4 protein-coding genes and 5 rRNA genes are annotated in these 20,008 nt (G+C 59.8%); 8 read left to right on the plus strand and 1 reads right to left on the minus strand.

What is annotated here, in order from left to right; genetic code table 11:
• Positions 1–18: 18 nt before the first annotated feature.
• The 6 genes from J5251_RS06970 (at position 19) to rrf (ending at position 13,595) form a co-directional block, all read left to right on the plus strand.
• Positions 19–2,088, plus strand: a complete 2,070-nt coding sequence (locus J5251_RS06970) for an alpha-1,4-glucan--maltose-1-phosphate maltosyltransferase (RefSeq protein WP_244250836.1) — start codon at positions 19–21, stop codon at positions 2,086–2,088.
• Positions 2,088–3,884, plus strand: a complete 1,797-nt coding sequence (gene treS, locus J5251_RS06975; RefSeq protein WP_139006817.1) for a maltose alpha-D-glucosyltransferase — start codon at positions 2,088–2,090, stop codon at positions 3,882–3,884. Before J5251_RS06970 ends, treS begins: the two co-directional genes overlap by 1 nt.
• Positions 3,881–7,696, plus strand: coding sequence for a 1,4-alpha-glucan branching protein GlgB (gene glgB / locus J5251_RS06980; RefSeq protein WP_208575615.1), 3,816 nt, complete (start codon positions 3,881–3,883; stop codon positions 7,694–7,696). Before treS ends, glgB begins: the two co-directional genes overlap by 4 nt.
• 451 nt (positions 7,697–8,147) lie before the next feature.
• Positions 8,148–9,671 (plus strand): 16S ribosomal RNA (locus tag J5251_RS06985).
• 458 nt (positions 9,672–10,129) lie between these two features.
• Positions 10,130–13,272 (plus strand): 23S ribosomal RNA (locus J5251_RS06990).
• A gap of 206 nt (positions 13,273–13,478) precedes the next feature.
• A 5S ribosomal RNA gene (rrf, locus tag J5251_RS06995) occupies positions 13,479–13,595 on the plus strand.
• 66 nt (positions 13,596–13,661) lie between these two features.
• On the opposite strand, the gene J5251_RS07000 is transcribed toward rrf, so the two are convergent.
• Positions 13,662–13,961, minus strand: a complete 300-nt coding sequence (locus J5251_RS07000) for a hypothetical protein (protein ID WP_208575616.1) — start codon at positions 13,959–13,961, stop codon at positions 13,662–13,664.
• 734 nt (positions 13,962–14,695) lie between these two features.
• Here J5251_RS07000 and J5251_RS07005 point away from each other — a divergent pair.
• Positions 14,696–16,219: ribosomal RNA gene (locus tag J5251_RS07005) — 16S ribosomal RNA — on the plus strand.
• Positions 16,220–16,677: 458 nt separating this feature from the next.
• Positions 16,678–19,820: ribosomal RNA gene (locus J5251_RS07010) — 23S ribosomal RNA — on the plus strand.
• Together the 16S, 23S and 5S rRNA genes form the textbook arrangement of a ribosomal RNA operon.
• Positions 19,821–20,008: the final 188 nt, after the last annotated feature.

Below are 20,008 nucleotides of genomic sequence, written 5' to 3' on the forward strand. Positions count from 1 at the left end.
GTCGCTAACGTCTAGTCCGTGAGCACATTCACTGAGGAACCGCGTCCGGCACCGTCCAATTCACGCCTGCGCTTTGGCAGGATCCCCATCACCGAGGTCTCTCCGGTGGTGGATTGCGGGCGTTTTCCCGCTAAAACCGTGCCCGGGGAGGACATTGAAGTCGCCGCCACCGTCTTCCGCGAGGGCCACGATCGGCTCGGCGTGACCGCGGTGCTTTACGATCCGGACGGCCACGCCGTGCAGCGGACGCACCTGCGTCCGCTCGGCGGCGGAACGGACCGCTGGGCCGGCACCCTCCGGCCAGCATCGCCGGGGAACTGGACTTTCACCATTGAAGGCTGGGGCGATCTTTACGCCACCTGGCACCACAACGCCGAGGTCAAGATTGCCGCGGGCGTTGACGTGGACCTGATGCTCGCCGAAGGCATCCGCCTGTTCAACCAGGCCGCCGGACAGGACGGCCGCCCGGCCGAGAACGCCGAGGTCCTGCGCCGGGCCGCCGGTGCCATCGCCGATGAAGGCCGCTCAGTCGAGGACCGCCTGGCCGCGGGAGGCTCGGAAGAGGTCCTCGCGGCAGTACGCACCCACCCCATCCGCAGCCTCGTCACAGAGTCACAGCGGTACCCCATCCTGGTGGAGCGGGACCTGGCCGGGCGCGGCGCCTGGTACGAGTTCTTCCCGCGCTCCGAGGGCGCCGTCTTCGACCCGGCCGCCAGCAAATGGACGTCGGGAAACTTTACGACGGCGGCAGAGCGGCTCCCAGCCGTTGCCGACATGGGTTTCGACGTCATTTACCTGCCCCCCATCCACCCCATCGGCGTGACGAACCGCAAGGGGCCCAACAACACCCTCACCGCCGGGCCGGAAGATCCGGGCTCGCCATGGGCCATCGGTGCCGCCGAAGGCGGCCATGACGCCATCCACCCTGACCTGGGCACCTTCGAGGACTTCGACCGCTTCGTCCAGTCCGCCGCGGACGTGGGGCTCGAAGTTGCGTTGGACCTCGCGCTGCAGTGTTCGCCGGACCATCCCTGGGCCAGGGAGCACCCGGAGTGGTTCACCACCCGCGTGGACGGCACCATTGCCTACGCTGAGAACCCGCCGAAGAAGTACCAGGACATCTACCCGCTGAACTTCGACAACGACCCCGAGGGCCTGTCGGAAGAAGTGCTGCGCATCGTCCGGCTGTGGATCAGCCACGGCGTGAAGATCTTCCGCGTGGACAATCCGCACACTAAACCTGTCTGGTTCTGGGAGTGGCTGATCGGCGAGGTCAACGCCACTGATCCGGATGTAGTGTTCCTTGCCGAGGCATTCACCGTGCCGGCGATGATGCATGCGCTGGGCCGTGCAGGATTCCAGCAGTCCTACAGCTACTTCACCTGGCGAAACCAGAAGACCGAGATCGAGGAGTACCTGACCCAGGTCAGCCATGAAACCGCGGCGTTCTTCCGGCCGAACTTCTTCGTCAATACTCCGGACATCCTGACCGAGTTCCTTCAGTACGGCGGCCCGGCGGCGTTCAAGATCCGCGCCGTGCTGGCCGCAATGGGAAGCCCGCTCTGGGGCGTCTACGCCGGTTACGAACTCTACGAGCACGTAGCCCGGCCCGGCGCGGAGGAATACATCGACAATGAGAAGTACGAGTACAAGGCGCGGGACTTTGCCCGTGCGGAAGCGGAAGGCCGCTCGCTGGCCCCGTACCTGACTCGCCTGAACCACATCCGGCGCGCCCACCCGGCGCTTCGGGACCTGCAGAACCTCACTGTCCACCGGAGCACGGATGACGCCACCGTCGTGTTTTCCAAGCACAAGGAAAACCTGCCGGCCGAGGACGGCAGCGAGGGCACCGGGAAGGACACGATCATTGTCGTCGTGAATGTGGACCCGCACAGCGCCCGCGAATGCACCGTCAGCCTGGACCTCGCCGCACTCGGCCTGGACCCCGCGGACCTGAACGAGGACGGCACCTTCTGGGTAGACGACCTGATCAGCGGGGAAAGCTGGCGCTGGGGCGAGCACAACTATGTGCGGCTGGACGCGCACTTCGAGCCCGCGCATATCCTGCATATCCGTAGGAGCAGCTAGTGGCCAGTCCCTTCCAACTCCATGCGCCTGGGCTGGCGCATGACCCCCATTGGTATCGCAAGGCCGTCTTTTACGAGGTCTTGGTTCGCGGTTTCGCAGATGCCAATGGGGACGGGTCGGGAGACTTCTCGGGGCTGATCGACAAACTGGACTACCTGCAGTGGCTGGGGATCGATTGCCTGTGGGTGCCGCCGTTCTTCAAATCCCCCCTGCGCGACGGCGGCTACGACATCGCCGACTATTACGACGTGCTGGACGAATTCGGCACCATCAGCGACTTCAAACGCCTGGTGGCCGAGGCCCATGCCCGCGGCGTCCGGGTGATCATCGATCTGCCGTTGAACCACACTTCGGACCAACACCAGTGGTTCGAGGCGTCGCGGCGGGAGCCCGACGGGCCGTACGGGGACTTCTATGTCTGGAGTGATACTGACGAGAAGTACCAGGATGCACGCATCATCTTCGTCGATACCGAGGAATCCAACTGGGCGTTCGACCCGATCCGCCGGCAGTTCTTCTGGCACCGGTTCTTCAGCCACCAGCCTGACCTGAACTACGAGAACCCCAAGGTCATCGAGGCCGTTTTCGACGTCGTTAGGTTTTGGCTGGACCAGGGCATCGACGGTTTCCGCGCGGACGCCATCCCCTACCTGTTCGAAGAGGACGGGACCAACTGCGAAAACCTGCCGGCGACCCACAAGTTCCTGCAGGAGCTGCGCGCCCTGGTGGACTCGGAGTACCCCGGCCGGGTCATCATCGCCGAGGCCAACCAGATGCCGCATGAAGTCGTGGAGTACTTCGGCGAAAAGACCGACGACGGCGGATTGGTACCGGAATGCCACATGTGCTTCCATTTCCCGATCATGCCGCGGCTGTTCTACGCCCTGCGCGACCAGAAGGCCGCACCCATCATCCAGACCATGGAAGAGACACCGGACATTCCCACCGGCGCACAGTGGGGCACGTTCCTGCGCAACCATGACGAACTGACGCTGGAAATGGTCACCAATGAAGAACGGGAGGCCATGCTCGGCTGGTACGCCCCGGACTCGAGGATGCGGGCCAACATCGGTATCCGTCGCCGGCTGGCCCCGCTGCTGGATAACTCCCGCGCCGAGCTTGAGCTGATCCACGCGCTGTTGTTGTCGCTGCCGGGCAGCCCGTTCCTGTATTACGGGGACGAGATCGGCATGGGCGACAACATCTGGCTCGAAGACCGCGATGCCTCCCGCACCCCGATGCAGTGGAACCCGGACCGCAACGCCGGTTTCTCGACAGCGGATCCGGGAAAGCTTTACCTGCCGGTGGTGCAGTCCTTGGTATACAACTACAACTACGTCAACGTCGAGGCGCAGCTTGCCCACAGCAGCTCCCTGCTGCACTGGGTGCGCCAAATGCTCGCGGTACGCAAAGCCCATCCTGCCTTCGGGCTAGGTGGCTACCGCAACGTGCCCACAGAAGCCGAATCCGTCCTGGCATTCATCCGCGAAATTCCGCCGGGCAACCGCGAAGGGGCGGAACCGGAAGCGCTGCTGTGCATTTTTAATCTGTCGCAACACCCGGTGGCCGCGCCCCTGCGGATGCCGGAATTTGCGGGGCGAGGTCTGCGCGACTTGTTCGGCGGACTACCGTTTCCTGCCCTTGACGACGCCGGTCAGCTGACCCTGACGCTCGGCAGCCACGATTTCTTCTGGCTGCGTGTGCGTTCGGCCCGGTCCAATCCGGCGTCGCCTTTGACCGAAGCCCTTCCCGTGCTCACTTCGGTGAACACCCGTTCTGAGGTGGAGAGCCCATGACAAATACCGTTACCAATGCTTCTCAGTCCTTGCCCGAACTGCTTCACGACTGGTTGCCGCAGCAGCGATGGTTCCCGGCCAAAGGCAAAGAAACGGTGCTGCGTCGGCTTGGCGGCATCCGCCTGCAGGATCCGGCAGACGCCGTCGCGCTGGAGGTTCATATTGTTGCGGTCCATACCGACCAAGACGTCTTTATCGTCAACGTGCCGGTCAGCTTTCGGCACGAACCGCTTGAGGGCGGCGAAGCGGCGCTGATCGGACATACCGGAGCCGAACCACGGCAGGGCACGGAAAACTGCTGGCTGTACGACGGTACCCACGACCCGGTCTTCGTCGCCGCCTGGCTGGAACTGATGCGGCGCGAATCCGTGACCGCGGACGGGCGCACCCGTGGCCACGCCGGCGCAGGCTTCGGCGACTGGCCGCCGTTTGACGCTCCGCTGAAGGCCTCCGTGCTCGCCGGCGAGCAGTCCAATACCTCGGTGGTCGTGGAAACGGACAGCGCAGCCCTCATCGTGAAGTTCTTTCGCGTCCTGGAGGCCGGCGCCAATCCCGATGTTGAAATCGGTGCGATGTTGAGTGAGCTTGGCGCCAGCGAAGTTCCCGCCACCTACGGCTGGGTGACCGGTGGCTGGCACACACCCGGCCAGCACACGGATGCGGATGCAGACAAGCTGTGGGACTCCGGGCATCTGAGCGTGCTGCGCGAGTACATCGCGAACAGCAAGGACGCCTGGCGCACCGCCTCGGCGGCGGCCTTGGACGACGCCGATTTCACCAAGGAAGCCGGCGAACTTGGGCAGGTTACGGGCCGAATCCACAGCCAGCTGCGGAAGAGCTTCGGCGCCCATGAGGCTACCGAAGAGGAAGCCGCGGCGCTGGCAGCCGAACTCCGCGAGCGGATCCGGTGGGGTTGGGCGCAGGCCGGATCCGCCGTCGGTCCGCTGGACCGGACGGTGGATGAGCTGCTGCGCCGGCTGGAAAACCTCGAGGAGCGCCCCGAGCTTCAGCGGATCCACGGCGACTATCACCTGGGCCAGGTCCTTCATTCGGCCGAACGCGGCTGGGTAGTCCTGGACTTTGAAGGCGAACCGCTGCGGCCCATGGGCAGCCGCGGTACCGACGATGTCGCCCTGCGCGACGTCGTTGGCATGCTTCGGTCCTTCGACTACGCGGGCGGTGTCGCTGTCACCACCGCCGAGGGCAATGAATCGGGACAGGTGGAAGCCGCAGCAGACCGCTGGACAGCGGCGGCCGCGGACGCATTCATCGCCGGCTATGAACGCGAGACCGGGGTCCGCATCGACACGACCTCCCCGCTGTTCCTGGGCCTCTGGCTGGACAAGGCGCTCTACGAAGTTGTGTATGAACAGCGGAACCGCCCGCGCTGGGTCGGGGTCCCGGTCAAGGCTGTCCGCCGCGCGCTGGAACAGTTGCAGGCTGCCAATACCTCTACCGCCAACTCTTCCGACGCCACCTCTTCTACTGCGGGAGAGGGCGAACCGGCTGCAAGCAGTTCCGCTGCAGGCCAGACTTCCTCCTCGGAACCGGCCCATGCGGCCGCTCCCGCAGCAGCGACACTTGCCGAAGGCCGGGCCGAAACGTCGTCGACCTCCGCCGCCAGCGCCGGCAATCCGGTGCCGGTTGATCGGAACACGCTGTCCGCCGTCGCGCATGGCAGCTACTTCCAGCCGCACGCTGTCCTCGGCGCCCATCTGGATGACCACGGTCACGTGACGGTCCGATCGCTGCAGCCGCTGGCGGACTCTGTCACCGTCATCACCGCGGCAGCACGCGTGTCTATGCAGCATGAGCAGGAAGGCATCTGGGTTGCCACCCTGCCCGCGGAACGTGCGGGCCATGTGCCGGACTACCGCCTTGAGGTGGTGTACGACGGCGGTGCCCCCATCCTGGTAGACGATCCGTACCATTACCTGCCGACGCTGGGCGAAATCGACCTGCACCTGATCGGCGAGGGCCGGCACGAAACGCTGTGGACGGCGCTGGGCTCTCATGTCCGCCACTACAATTCCACGCTGGGCGAAGTCACCGGCACCAGCTTTGCGGTGTGGGCGCCGAATGCCCAGGCCGTGCGGGTGAAGGGGGACTTCAATGGCTGGAACGCCGTCCGGCATGCCATGCGGTCCATGGGCGGATCCGGCGTGTGGGAAATTTTCATCCCGGGCGTCGCATCGGGCTCGATCTACAAGTACGAGCTGCTGGGCCGCGACGGGCATTGGCATGAGAAAGCGGACCCCATGGCCCGCTGGACGGAGGTGCCGCCGCTGACCGGTTCACGTGTCGTGGATACCCGGTATAACTTCTCCGACGGCGAGTGGCTTGCCCGGCGTGCCGCACGCGATCCGCATAACTCGCCCATGAGTGTGTACGAGGTGCACCTGGGTTCCTGGCGGGTTGGTCTGGACTACCGCCAGCTGGCCGAGCAGTTGGTCGAGTACGTTAAGTGGCAGGGCTTTACGCATGTCGAGCTGATGCCCGTGGCCGAGCACCCCTTCGGCGGGTCCTGGGGCTATCAGGTCACCTCCTACTACGCGCCGACCTCTCGTTTTGGCCATCCGGACGACTTCAAATACCTGGTGGACAAGCTGCACCAGGCCGGCATCGGCATCATCTTGGACTGGGTGCCGGCGCACTTCCCCAAGGACGAGTGGGCTTTGGCCCGCTTCGACGGCCAGCCGCTTTACGAACACGAAGATCCCCGGTTGGGCGAGCACCCCGACTGGGGCACGCTCATCTTCGACTTCGGCCGCCGCGAGGTACGCAACTTCCTGGTTGCTAATGCCCTCTATTGGTTTGAGGAGTTCCACATCGACGGGCTGCGCGTGGATGCTGTCGCTTCCATGCTCTATCGCGACTATTCGCGTGAAGAAGGCCAGTGGTACCCCAACATCCACGGCGGCCGCGAAAACCTCGAAGCCATTTCCTTCCTACAGGAAGTCAACGCCACGGCCTACAAGCGGGTCCCGGGCATCGTCACCATTGCGGAAGAATCCACCGCGTTCGACGGCGTCACCAGGCCCACCAGCGCCGGCGGGCTGGGTTTCGGGCTGAAGTGGAACATGGGCTGGATGCATGACACCCTCCAGTACATTTCCGAGGACCCCATTAACCGGGTCCACCACCACAACAAGGCCACGTTCTCCATGGTCTACGCCTACACGGAAAACTTCCTGCTCCCGATCAGCCACGACGAGGTTGTGCACGGGAAGGGCTCGATGCTCCGCAAGATGCCGGGGGACAGGTGGCAGCAGCTCGCAAACCTGCGCGCTTACCTTGCTTTCCAATGGGCGCATCCGGGCAAGCAGCTGATTTTCATGGGGACGGAGTTCGGGCAGGAAGCTGAATGGTCCGAGCAACACGGCCTCGACTGGTGGCTGTCCGAGAACGTTCCGCACAAGGGATTGCAGAAGCTGGTCCGCAACCTCAATGGGCTCTACCGTGAGACCCCCGCTCTGTACGAACGGGACAACGAACCTGCTGGCTTCCAGTGGATCGACGAAAATGACGCGACGCGCAACATGCTCTCCTTTATCCGCTGGGACAACCACGGCAACCCGGTGGTCTGCATCGCGAATTTCGCCGGACACCCGCATACCGATTTCCGTGTCGGATTGCCATGGGCCGGTAACTGGCAGGAAGTCCTGAATACGGATGACCCGGAGTACGGGGGATCAGGCGTCGGGAACAAGGGGCTGGTCGCCGGGACTGAAGGCGCGTGGAATGGTCATCCGGCCTCCGCAGCGCTGACGGTGCCTCCGCTGGGAGTCCTGTATCTGAAGCCGGCGAGCTAAAGCTGCCGCAGCGAAGACCCCCGGAATTCCGCGGGTCTTCGCTGGCCGGCAACCTTGGATTTACATTGGGACCGAACCGGTGTATAGTTTATATCCGCGCTGAGGGAACAGTTGAACAGCTCGAAACCACATAAGGCTTAGGTCGAACCTCGTTGAGAGGCATGCGGTAACGGGTAGGTTTGACAGGGACCAGCAGTGCGGGTAAATTTGAAAAGTTGCTCCGGAGCGATGGAGGGCCTTGAAGAAGGGTCCGACTGGTGCCGGGTGCTCCTGTTGTTTGAGAACTCAATAGTGTGCCAAGTTTGTTGATACCAATTTTTTTATTGGTTGAATTATTGTCGTGGGGCACCGCCTCCGTGGTGTTTCCGCGATGTTTTTTAGCCTGGTTTGAATTTAGTGCAGTGCTGGTTCCCGTTTTCCCGGGGGCCGGTGTTGTGTCTGTTAGTAAACATTAACGGAGAGTTTGATCCTGGCTCAGGACGAACGCTGGCGGCGTGCTTAACACATGCAAGTCGAACGATGATCCGGTGCTTGCACCGGGGATTAGTGGCGAACGGGTGAGTAACACGTGAGTAACCTGCCCTTGACTCTGGGATAAGCCTGGGAAACCGGGTCTAATACCGGATACGACCTTTCACCGCATGGTGGTTGGTGGAAAGATTTTTTGGTTTTGGATGGACTCGCGGCCTATCAGCTTGTTGGTGAGGTAATGGCTCACCAAGGCGACGACGGGTAGCCGGCCTGAGAGGGTGACCGGCCACACTGGGACTGAGACACGGCCCAGACTCCTACGGGAGGCAGCAGTGGGGAATATTGCACAATGGGCGAAAGCCTGATGCAGCGACGCCGCGTGAGGGATGACGGCCTTCGGGTTGTAAACCTCTTTCAGCAGGGAAGAAGCGAAAGTGACGGTACCTGCAGAAGAAGCGCCGGCTAACTACGTGCCAGCAGCCGCGGTAATACGTAGGGCGCAAGCGTTGTCCGGAATTATTGGGCGTAAAGAGCTCGTAGGCGGTTTGTCGCGTCTGCTGTGAAAGCCCGGGGCTCAACCCCGGGTCTGCAGTGGGTACGGGCAGACTAGAGTGCAGTAGGGGAGACTGGAATTCCTGGTGTAGCGGTGAAATGCGCAGATATCAGGAGGAACACCGATGGCGAAGGCAGGTCTCTGGGCTGTAACTGACGCTGAGGAGCGAAAGCATGGGGAGCGAACAGGATTAGATACCCTGGTAGTCCATGCCGTAAACGTTGGGCACTAGGTGTGGGGGACATTCCACGTTTTCCGCGCCGTAGCTAACGCATTAAGTGCCCCGCCTGGGGAGTACGGCCGCAAGGCTAAAACTCAAAGGAATTGACGGGGGCCCGCACAAGCGGCGGAGCATGCGGATTAATTCGATGCAACGCGAAGAACCTTACCAAGGCTTGACATGGACCGGACCGCCGCAGAAATGCGGTTTCCCTTCGGGGCTGGTTTACAGGTGGTGCATGGTTGTCGTCAGCTCGTGTCGTGAGATGTTGGGTTAAGTCCCGCAACGAGCGCAACCCTCGTTCTATGTTGCCAGCGCGTTATGGCGGGGACTCATAGGAGACTGCCGGGGTCAACTCGGAGGAAGGTGGGGACGACGTCAAATCATCATGCCCCTTATGTCTTGGGCTTCACGCATGCTACAATGGCCGGTACAAAGGGTTGCGATACTGTGAGGTGGAGCTAATCCCAAAAAGCCGGTCTCAGTTCGGATTGAGGTCTGCAACTCGACCTCATGAAGTCGGAGTCGCTAGTAATCGCAGATCAGCAACGCTGCGGTGAATACGTTCCCGGGCCTTGTACACACCGCCCGTCAAGTCACGAAAGTTGGTAACACCCGAAGCCGGTGGCCTAACCCCTTGTGGGAGGGAGCCGTCGAAGGTGGGACCGGCGATTGGGACTAAGTCGTAACAAGGTAGCCGTACCGGAAGGTGCGGCTGGATCACCTCCTTTCTAAGGAGCGCCTCAAATTTAGCGGAACCTTCCCGAGTGTTGGTTGTGCGGTTTGCAGGAGAGCCCATTGCGCAGGCGTTTGTTCTGCGGTGGGTGCTCGAGGGTGGAATATCAATGGATAGATGGTCTTTTGGCGGTTTCCATGCCAGTACGGTGTCCTTTCGGGGGTGCCTGGAACGTGTGGGGGTTGTCCGGGGGGTTGTTGTTTGGCACACTGTTGGGTCCTGAGGCAACAGGGACCGGCCGTTCATGGGCCGGTGTTTGTTTGTTTCTGGTTTCCTGCGCAGTCCGGGTCCGGGCCACGGTGAATACGTGGTGCGGGGATGGGTGCGACGGGGTTGTTGTTTGAGAACTACATAGTGGACGCGAGCATCTTATAAAGAAGCAATTTTGATGAACCTGGATCTGTTTTGGATCTGTGGTTCTCTCGATATTAAATGCTGATTTTGATCTTTTGTGGTCAAGTTTTTAAGAGCACACGGTGGATGCCTTGGCATCAGGAGCCGAAGAAGGACGTGGGAATCTGCGAAAAGCCTGGGGGAGTTGATAACCGAACTTTGATCCCAGGATGTCCGAATGGGGAAACCCCGCCAGGGGCACTTGTGTTACCTGGTGACCCGTATCTGAACACATAGGGTACGTGGAGGGAACGCGGGGAAGTGAAACATCTCAGTACCCGCAGGAAGAGAAAACAACAGTGATTCCGTTAGTAGTGGCGAGCGAACGCGGATGAGGCTAAACCGAGTCATGTGTGATAGCCGGCGGGCGTTGCATGGCCGGGGTTGCGGGACTTTCCGTTGCTGTTCTGCCGGACAGCTGAAGTGAGTGCAGATGCATAGGTGAACGGTCTTGAAAGGCCGGCCGGAGAAGGTGTTAGCCCTGTAACCGTAATGTGTGCTGCCGCTTGGAGAGTATCCCAAGTAGCACGGGGCCCGAGAAATCCCGTGCGAATCTGCCAGGACCACCTGGTAAGCCTAAATACTACCTGATGACCGATAGCGGACAAGTACCGTGAGGGAAAGGTGAAAAGTACCCCGGGAGGGGAGTGAAACAGTACCTGAAACCGTGTGCTTACAATCCGTCGGAGCAGCCCTAGCAGCTGTGACGGCGTGCCTTTTGAAGAATGAGCCTGCGAGTTAGTGTTACGTCGCGAGGTTAACCCGTGTGGGGAAGCCGTAGCGAAAGCGAGTCTGAACAGGGCGTTGCAGTGGCGTGATCTAGACCCGAAGCGGAGTGATCTACCCATGGCCAGGTTGAAGCGCGTGTAAGAGCGCGTGGAGGACCGAACCCACTTCAGTTGAAAATGGAGGGGATGAGCTGTGGGTAGGGGTGAAAGGCCAATCAAACTCCGTGATAGCTGGTTCTCCCCGAAATGCATTTAGGTGCAGCGTTGCGTGTTTCTTGCCGGAGGTAGAGCTACTGGATGGCCGATGGGCCCTACAAGGTTACTGACGTCAGCCAAACTCCGAATGCCGGCAAGTGAGAGCGCAGCAGTGAGACTGTGGGGGATAAGCTTCATAGTCGAGAGGGAAACAGCCCAGACCACCAACTAAGGCCCCTAAGCGTGTGCTAAGTGGGAAAGGATGTGGAGTTGCGAAGACAACCAGGAGGTTGGCTTAGAAGCAGCCATCCTTGAAAGAGTGCGTAATAGCTCACTGGTCAAGTGATTCCGCGCCGACAATGTAGCGGGGCTCAAGTACACCGCCGAAGTTGTGGCATTCATGTATTACCCAAGCCGGGGACTTGTTCCCTTGGTTCAGGGGCGTGGATGGGTAGGGGAGCGTCGTGTGGGCAGTGAAGCCGCGGTGGAAACCAGCGGTGGAGCCTACACGAGTGAGAATGCAGGCATGAGTAGCGAAAGACGGGTGGGAAACCCGTCCGCCGAATGATCAAGGGTTCCAGGGTCAAGCTAATCTGCCCTGGGTAAGTCGGGACCTAAGGCGAGGCCGACAGGCGTAGTCGATGGACAACGGGTTGATATTCCCGTACCGGCGAAAAACCGCCCATACCGAGCCGGTGATACTAACCGTCCAAACCGTGCATCCGTGCCCTTCGGGGCCAGTATGTGCGGGGCGCGCGGGACCTGAACCGGGGAGGTAAGCGTATTAACAGGTGTGACGCAGGAAGGTAGCCAGGCCGGGCGATGGTAGTCCCGGTCCAAGGATGTAGGGCGAACGGTAGGCAAATCCGCCGTTCACTAAGCCTGAGACCTGACGGGACCCCCGTATGGGGGGATCTGGTGATCCTATGCTGCCGAGAAAAGCATCGACGCGAGGTTTTAGCCGCCCGTACCCCAAACCGACACAGGTGATCAGGTAGAGAATACCAAGGCGATCGAGAGAATTATGGTTAAGGAACTCGGCAAAATGCCCCCGTAACTTCGGGAGAAGGGGGGCCTGCCCCGTGATACAGACTTGCTCTGTGGAGCGGGTGTGGGCCGCAGAGACCAGGGGGAAGCGACTGTTTACTAAAAACACAGGTCCGTGCGAAGTCGCAAGACGATGTATACGGACTGACTCCTGCCCGGTGCTGGAAGGTTAAGAGGACCGGTTAGCCCCTTCGGGGGCGAAGCTGAGAATTTAAGCCCCAGTAAACGGCGGTGGTAACTATAACCATCCTAAGGTAGCGAAATTCCTTGTCGGGTAAGTTCCGACCTGCACGAATGGAGTAACGACTTCCCCGCTGTCTCAACCATAAACTCGGCGAAATTGCACTACGAGTAAAGATGCTCGTTACGCGCAGCAGGACGGAAAGACCCCGAGACCTTTACTATAGTTTGGTATTGGTGTTCGGTGTGGCTTGTGTAGGATAGGTGGGAGACTGTGAAGCCCGGACGCCAGTTCGGGTGGAGTCATCGTTGAAATACCACTCTGGTCACTCTGGACATCTAACTTCGGCCCGTAATCCGGGTCAGGGACAGTGCCTGATGGGTAGTTTAACTGGGGCGGTTGCCTCCTAAAGAGTAACGGAGGCGCCCAAAGGTTCCCTCAGCCTGGTTGGCAATCAGGTGGCGAGTGTAAGTGCACAAGGGAGCTTGACTGTGAGAGAGACATCTCAAGCAGGGACGAAAGTCGGGACTAGTGATCCGGCGGCACATTGTGGAATGGCCGTCGCTCAACGGATAAAAGGTACCTCGGGGATAACAGGCTGATCTTGCCCAAGAGTCCATATCGACGGCATGGTTTGGCACCTCGATGTCGGCTCGTCGCATCCTGGGGCTGGAGTAGGTCCCAAGGGTTGGGCTGTTCGCCCATTAAAGCGGTACGCGAGCTGGGTTTAGAACGTCGTGAGACAGTTCGGTCCCTATCCGCTGCGCGCGCAGGAAATTTGAGAAGGTCTGTCCTTAGTACGAGAGGACCGGGACGGACGAACCTCTGGTGTGTCAGTTGTACTGCCAAGTGCATCGCTGATTAGCTACGTTCGGATTGGATAACCGCTGAAAGCATCTAAGCGGGAAGCCGGCTTCAAGATGAGATTTCCATACACCCTCGAGGTGTGGGAGGCCCCCAGCCAGACCACTGGGTTGATAGGCCGGATGTGGAAGCAGGGACTAAAGACCTGTGAAGCTGACCGGTACTAATAGGCCGATAACTTACACCACACACTTCCCTGGCCGCCGAACCGACTTCAAACGGTTCCCGGCAACATACAGGGGAAGGAAAAGATACGTGCATCGCGTCCACTATGTGGTTCCCGGACAACAACCGTCCGCAGGAACACACAATTGCATACAGTCCAACCATGAACTGATGTAACCACAGGTTTCACCCCCAGCCCGCGGAACCGGGCCCGGAGGGTGGCAAGGGTTACGGCGGTCATAGCGTGGGGGAAACGCCCGGTCCCATTCCGAACCCGGAAGCTAAGACCCACAGCGCCGATGGTACTGCACCCGGGAGGGTGTGGGAGAGTAGGTCACCGCCGGACATCTTTTGAGCGTGAAGGGCTCCACCATGACGGTGGAGCCCTTCACCCATTTAAGGCCCGTTGGCTTTAGGGCCCGTTGGCGGTAACCATGCCAACCTGCATAACCTCAACGCCGTTCCCGGTGCCCTGGCTGCAGGCCTGCCGTGCCGGGCTCCGGCTGCCGCCGGGCTGCAGCTGCTGCGCCGGGGCCGGGGCTGGCCGGGATCCCGGTGCTCCTGCCGCGGGCCGTGCCGGCGCCCTGGTCCGGATGCCGCAGATGGCCGGCGCTTCCTGGTTCCGCTCCGGCAGGCAGGTGGTGGTCCTGCCGGCCGCGTGGGGCCGGCTGCCGTGCAGCGGCGGTGTTGGCTGGTGTTGGATTTTAAGCACACTTTTCGCCGCGAGGGTGCCGGTGGCGTCCGGGCGGCGGGCGGTCCGCGCGGATCCCGGACGGATGCGGGCAGGGGAGCTGCGCGTACTGAGTGCTTGGCCACAGCGGCGGCGCTGCGGGCGTCTTTGCCGCCGGGTCCGTTTTCGGGGAAAACGAACCCGGTTTGCTGCGGTGCCCGGGTTGGGTGCGCGGCCGGCCGGGGCCGGTGCCGCGGATCCGGGAGTGGGAGGATCCGCATGGATCCGCGGTTTTCCGCGGCAGGCGGTGCTGTTCCCGGAGGCGGATTTGCAGTGGTCCGCGAAGGCGTGTAATGTCTTCCAAGCCACCGCAGCTAGGGAGCGAAAGCGCTTAGCAGGCAGGGAGGCCAACCCCTTCAAAACAATCACTTTCAATCGGTTCGATTTACCGTGCGGATGAGGTTGCGGGGACCGTGGTTGCAGCGGGAATCAGCCGGAAGGCGATTTGCGAACTGCTGCAGGATCGGGTAACTTTGAAAAGTTGCTCCGGAGCGATGGAGGGCCTTGAAGAAGGGTCCGACTGGTGCCGGGTGCTCCTGTTGTTTGAGAACTCAATAGTGTGCCAAGTTTGTTGATACCAATTTTTTATTGGTTGAATTATTGTCGTGGGGCACCGCCTCCGTGGTGTTTCCGCGATGTTTTTTAGCCTGGTTTGAATTTAGTGCAGTGCTGGTTCCCGTTTTCCCGGGGGCCGGTGTTGTGTCTGTTAGTAAACATTAACGGAGAGTTTGATCCTGGCTCAGGACGAACGCTGGCGGCGTGCTTAACACATGCAAGTCGAACGATGATCCGGTGCTTGCACCGGGGATTAGTGGCGAACGGGTGAGTAACACGTGAGTAACCTGCCCTTGACTCTGGGATAAGCCTGGGAAACCGGGTCTAATACCGGATACGACCTTTCACCGCATGGTGGTTGGTGGAAAGATTTTTTGGTTTTGGATGGACTCGCGGCCTATCAGCTTGTTGGTGAGGTAATGGCTCACCAAGGCGACGACGGGTAGCCGGCCTGAGAGGGTGACCGGCCACACTGGGACTGAGACACGGCCCAGACTCCTACGGGAGGCAGCAGTGGGGAATATTGCACAATGGGCGAAAGCCTGATGCAGCGACGCCGCGTGAGGGATGACGGCCTTCGGGTTGTAAACCTCTTTCAGCAGGGAAGAAGCGAAAGTGACGGTACCTGCAGAAGAAGCGCCGGCTAACTACGTGCCAGCAGCCGCGGTAATACGTAGGGCGCAAGCGTTGTCCGGAATTATTGGGCGTAAAGAGCTCGTAGGCGGTTTGTCGCGTCTGCTGTGAAAGCCCGGGGCTCAACCCCGGGTCTGCAGTGGGTACGGGCAGACTAGAGTGCAGTAGGGGAGACTGGAATTCCTGGTGTAGCGGTGAAATGCGCAGATATCAGGAGGAACACCGATGGCGAAGGCAGGTCTCTGGGCTGTAACTGACGCTGAGGAGCGAAAGCATGGGGAGCGAACAGGATTAGATACCCTGGTAGTCCATGCCGTAAACGTTGGGCACTAGGTGTGGGGGACATTCCACGTTTTCCGCGCCGTAGCTAACGCATTAAGTGCCCCGCCTGGGGAGTACGGCCGCAAGGCTAAAACTCAAAGGAATTGACGGGGGCCCGCACAAGCGGCGGAGCATGCGGATTAATTCGATGCAACGCGAAGAACCTTACCAAGGCTTGACATGGACCGGACCGCCGCAGAAATGCGGTTTCCCTTCGGGGCTGGTTTACAGGTGGTGCATGGTTGTCGTCAGCTCGTGTCGTGAGATGTTGGGTTAAGTCCCGCAACGAGCGCAACCCTCGTTCTATGTTGCCAGCGCGTTATGGCGGGGACTCATAGGAGACTGCCGGGGTCAACTCGGAGGAAGGTGGGGACGACGTCAAATCATCATGCCCCTTATGTCTTGGGCTTCACGCATGCTACAATGGCCGGTACAAAGGGTTGCGATACTGTGAGGTGGAGCTAATCCCAAAAAGCCGGTCTCAGTTCGGATTGAGGTCTGCAACTCGACCTCATGAAGTCGGAGTCGCTAGTAATCGCAGATCAGCAACGCTGCGGTGAATACGTTCCCGGGCCTTGTACACACCGCCCGTCAAGTCACGAAAGTTGGTAACACCCGAAGCCGGTGGCCTAACCCCTTGTGGGAGGGAGCCGTCGAAGGTGGGACCGGCGATTGGGACTAAGTCGTAACAAGGTAGCCGTACCGGAAGGTGCGGCTGGATCACCTCCTTTCTAAGGAGCGCCTCAAATTTAGCGGAACCTTCCCGAGTGTTGGTTGTGCGGTTTGCAGGAGAGCCCATTGCGCAGGCGTTTGTTCTGCGGTGGGTGCTCGAGGGTGGAATATCAATGGATAGATGGTCTTTTGGCGGTTTCCATGCCAGTACGGTGTCCTTTCGGGGGTGCCTGGAACGTGTGGGGGTTGTCCGGGGGGTTGTTGTTTGGCACACTGTTGGGTCCTGAGGCAACAGGGACCGGCCGTTCATGGGCCGGTGTTTGTTTGTTTCTGGTTTCCTGCGCAGTCCGGGTCCGGGCCACGGTGAATACGTGGTGCGGGGATGGGTGCGACGGGGTTGTTGTTTGAGAACTACATAGTGGACGCGAGCATCTTATAAAGAAGCAATTTTGATGAACCTGGATCTGTTTTGGATCTGTGGTTCTCTCGATATTAAATGCTGATTTTGATCTTTTGTGGTCAAGTTTTTAAGAGCACACGGTGGATGCCTTGGCATCAGGAGCCGAAGAAGGACGTGGGAATCTGCGAAAAGCCTGGGGGAGTTGATAACCGAACTTTGATCCCAGGATGTCCGAATGGGGAAACCCCGCCAGGGGCACTTGTGTTACCTGGTGACCCGTATCTGAACACATAGGGTACGTGGAGGGAACGCGGGGAAGTGAAACATCTCAGTACCCGCAGGAAGAGAAAACAACAGTGATTCCGTTAGTAGTGGCGAGCGAACGCGGATGAGGCTAAACCGAGTCATGTGTGATAGCCGGCGGGCGTTGCATGGCCGGGGTTGCGGGACTTTCCGTTGCTGTTCTGCCGGACAGCTGAAGTGAGTGCAGATGCATAGGTGAACGGTCTTGAAAGGCCGGCCGGAGAAGGTGTTAGCCCTGTAACCGTAATGTGTGCTGCCGCTTGGAGAGTATCCCAAGTAGCACGGGGCCCGAGAAATCCCGTGCGAATCTGCCAGGACCACCTGGTAAGCCTAAATACTACCTGATGACCGATAGCGGACAAGTACCGTGAGGGAAAGGTGAAAAGTACCCCGGGAGGGGAGTGAAACAGTACCTGAAACCGTGTGCTTACAATCCGTCGGAGCAGCCCTAGCAGCTGTGACGGCGTGCCTTTTGAAGAATGAGCCTGCGAGTTAGTGTTACGTCGCGAGGTTAACCCGTGTGGGGAAGCCGTAGCGAAAGCGAGTCTGAACAGGGCGTTGCAGTGGCGTGATCTAGACCCGAAGCGGAGTGATCTACCCATGGCCAGGTTGAAGCGCGTGTAAGAGCGCGTGGAGGACCGAACCCACTTCAGTTGAAAATGGAGGGGATGAGCTGTGGGTAGGGGTGAAAGGCCAATCAAACTCCGTGATAGCTGGTTCTCCCCGAAATGCATTTAGGTGCAGCGTTGCGTGTTTCTTGCCGGAGGTAGAGCTACTGGATGGCCGATGGGCCCTACAAGGTTACTGACGTCAGCCAAACTCCGAATGCCGGCAAGTGAGAGCGCAGCAGTGAGACTGTGGGGGATAAGCTTCATAGTCGAGAGGGAAACAGCCCAGACCACCAACTAAGGCCCCTAAGCGTGTGCTAAGTGGGAAAGGATGTGGAGTTGCGAAGACAACCAGGAGGTTGGCTTAGAAGCAGCCATCCTTGAAAGAGTGCGTAATAGCTCACTGGTCAAGTGATTCCGCGCCGACAATGTAGCGGGGCTCAAGTACACCGCCGAAGTTGTGGCATTCATGTATTACCCAAGCCGGGGACTTGTTCCCTTGGTTCAGGGGCGTGGATGGGTAGGGGAGCGTCGTGTGGGCAGTGAAGCCGCGGTGGAAACCAGCGGTGGAGCCTACACGAGTGAGAATGCAGGCATGAGTAGCGAAAGACGGGTGGGAAACCCGTCCGCCGAATGATCAAGGGTTCCAGGGTCAAGCTAATCTGCCCTGGGTAAGTCGGGACCTAAGGCGAGGCCGACAGGCGTAGTCGATGGACAACGGGTTGATATTCCCGTACCGGCGAAAAACCGCCCATACCGAGCCGGTGATACTAACCGTCCAAACCGTGCATCCGTGCCCTTCGGGGCCAGTATGTGCGGGGCGCGCGGGACCTGAACCGGGGAGGTAAGCGTATTAACAGGTGTGACGCAGGAAGGTAGCCAGGCCGGGCGATGGTAGTCCCGGTCCAAGGATGTAGGGCGAACGGTAGGCAAATCCGCCGTTCACTAAGCCTGAGACCTGACGGGACCCCCGTATGGGGGGATCTGGTGATCCTATGCTGCCGAGAAAAGCATCGACGCGAGGTTTTAGCCGCCCGTACCCCAAACCGACACAGGTGATCAGGTAGAGAATACCAAGGCGATCGAGAGAATTATGGTTAAGGAACTCGGCAAAATGCCCCCGTAACTTCGGGAGAAGGGGGGCCTGCCCCGTGATACAGACTTGCTCTGTGGAGCGGGTGTGGGCCGCAGAGACCAGGGGGAAGCGACTGTTTACTAAAAACACAGGTCCGTGCGAAGTCGCAAGACGATGTATACGGACTGACTCCTGCCCGGTGCTGGAAGGTTAAGAGGACCGGTTAGCCCCTTCGGGGGCGAAGCTGAGAATTTAAGCCCCAGTAAACGGCGGTGGTAACTATAACCATCCTAAGGTAGCGAAATTCCTTGTCGGGTAAGTTCCGACCTGCACGAATGGAGTAACGACTTCCCCGCTGTCTCAACCATAAACTCGGCGAAATTGCACTACGAGTAAAGATGCTCGTTACGCGCAGCAGGACGGAAAGACCCCGAGACCTTTACTATAGTTTGGTATTGGTGTTCGGTGTGGCTTGTGTAGGATAGGTGGGAGACTGTGAAGCCCGGACGCCAGTTCGGGTGGAGTCATCGTTGAAATACCACTCTGGTCACTCTGGACATCTAACTTCGGCCCGTAATCCGGGTCAGGGACAGTGCCTGATGGGTAGTTTAACTGGGGCGGTTGCCTCCTAAAGAGTAACGGAGGCGCCCAAAGGTTCCCTCAGCCTGGTTGGCAATCAGGTGGCGAGTGTAAGTGCACAAGGGAGCTTGACTGTGAGAGAGACATCTCAAGCAGGGACGAAAGTCGGGACTAGTGATCCGGCGGCACATTGTGGAATGGCCGTCGCTCAACGGATAAAAGGTACCTCGGGGATAACAGGCTGATCTTGCCCAAGAGTCCATATCGACGGCATGGTTTGGCACCTCGATGTCGGCTCGTCGCATCCTGGGGCTGGAGTAGGTCCCAAGGGTTGGGCTGTTCGCCCATTAAAGCGGTACGCGAGCTGGGTTTAGAACGTCGTGAGACAGTTCGGTCCCTATCCGCTGCGCGCGCAGGAAATTTGAGAAGGTCTGTCCTTAGTACGAGAGGACCGGGACGGACGAACCTCTGGTGTGTCAGTTGTACTGCCAAGTGCATCGCTGATTAGCTACGTTCGGATTGGATAACCGCTGAAAGCATCTAAGCGGGAAGCCGGCTTCAAGATGAGATTTCCATACACCCTCGAGGTGTGGGAGGCCCCCAGCCAGACCACTGGGTTGATAGGCCGGATGTGGAAGCAGGGACTAAAGACCTGTGAAGCTGACCGGTACTAATAGGCCGATAACTTACACCACACACTTCCCTGGCCGCCGAACCGACTTCAAACGGTTCCCGGCAACATACAGGGGAAGGAAAAGATACGTGCATCGCGTCCACTATGTGGTTCCCGGACAACAACCGTCCGCAGGAACACACAATTGCATACAGTCCAACCATGAACTGATGTAACCACAGGTTTCACCCCCAGCCCGCGGAACCGGGC

Source organism: Arthrobacter crystallopoietes (assembly GCF_017603825.1).
In the GTDB taxonomy this organism is placed as follows: domain Bacteria; phylum Actinomycetota; class Actinomycetes; order Actinomycetales; family Micrococcaceae; genus Crystallibacter; species Crystallibacter crystallopoietes_B.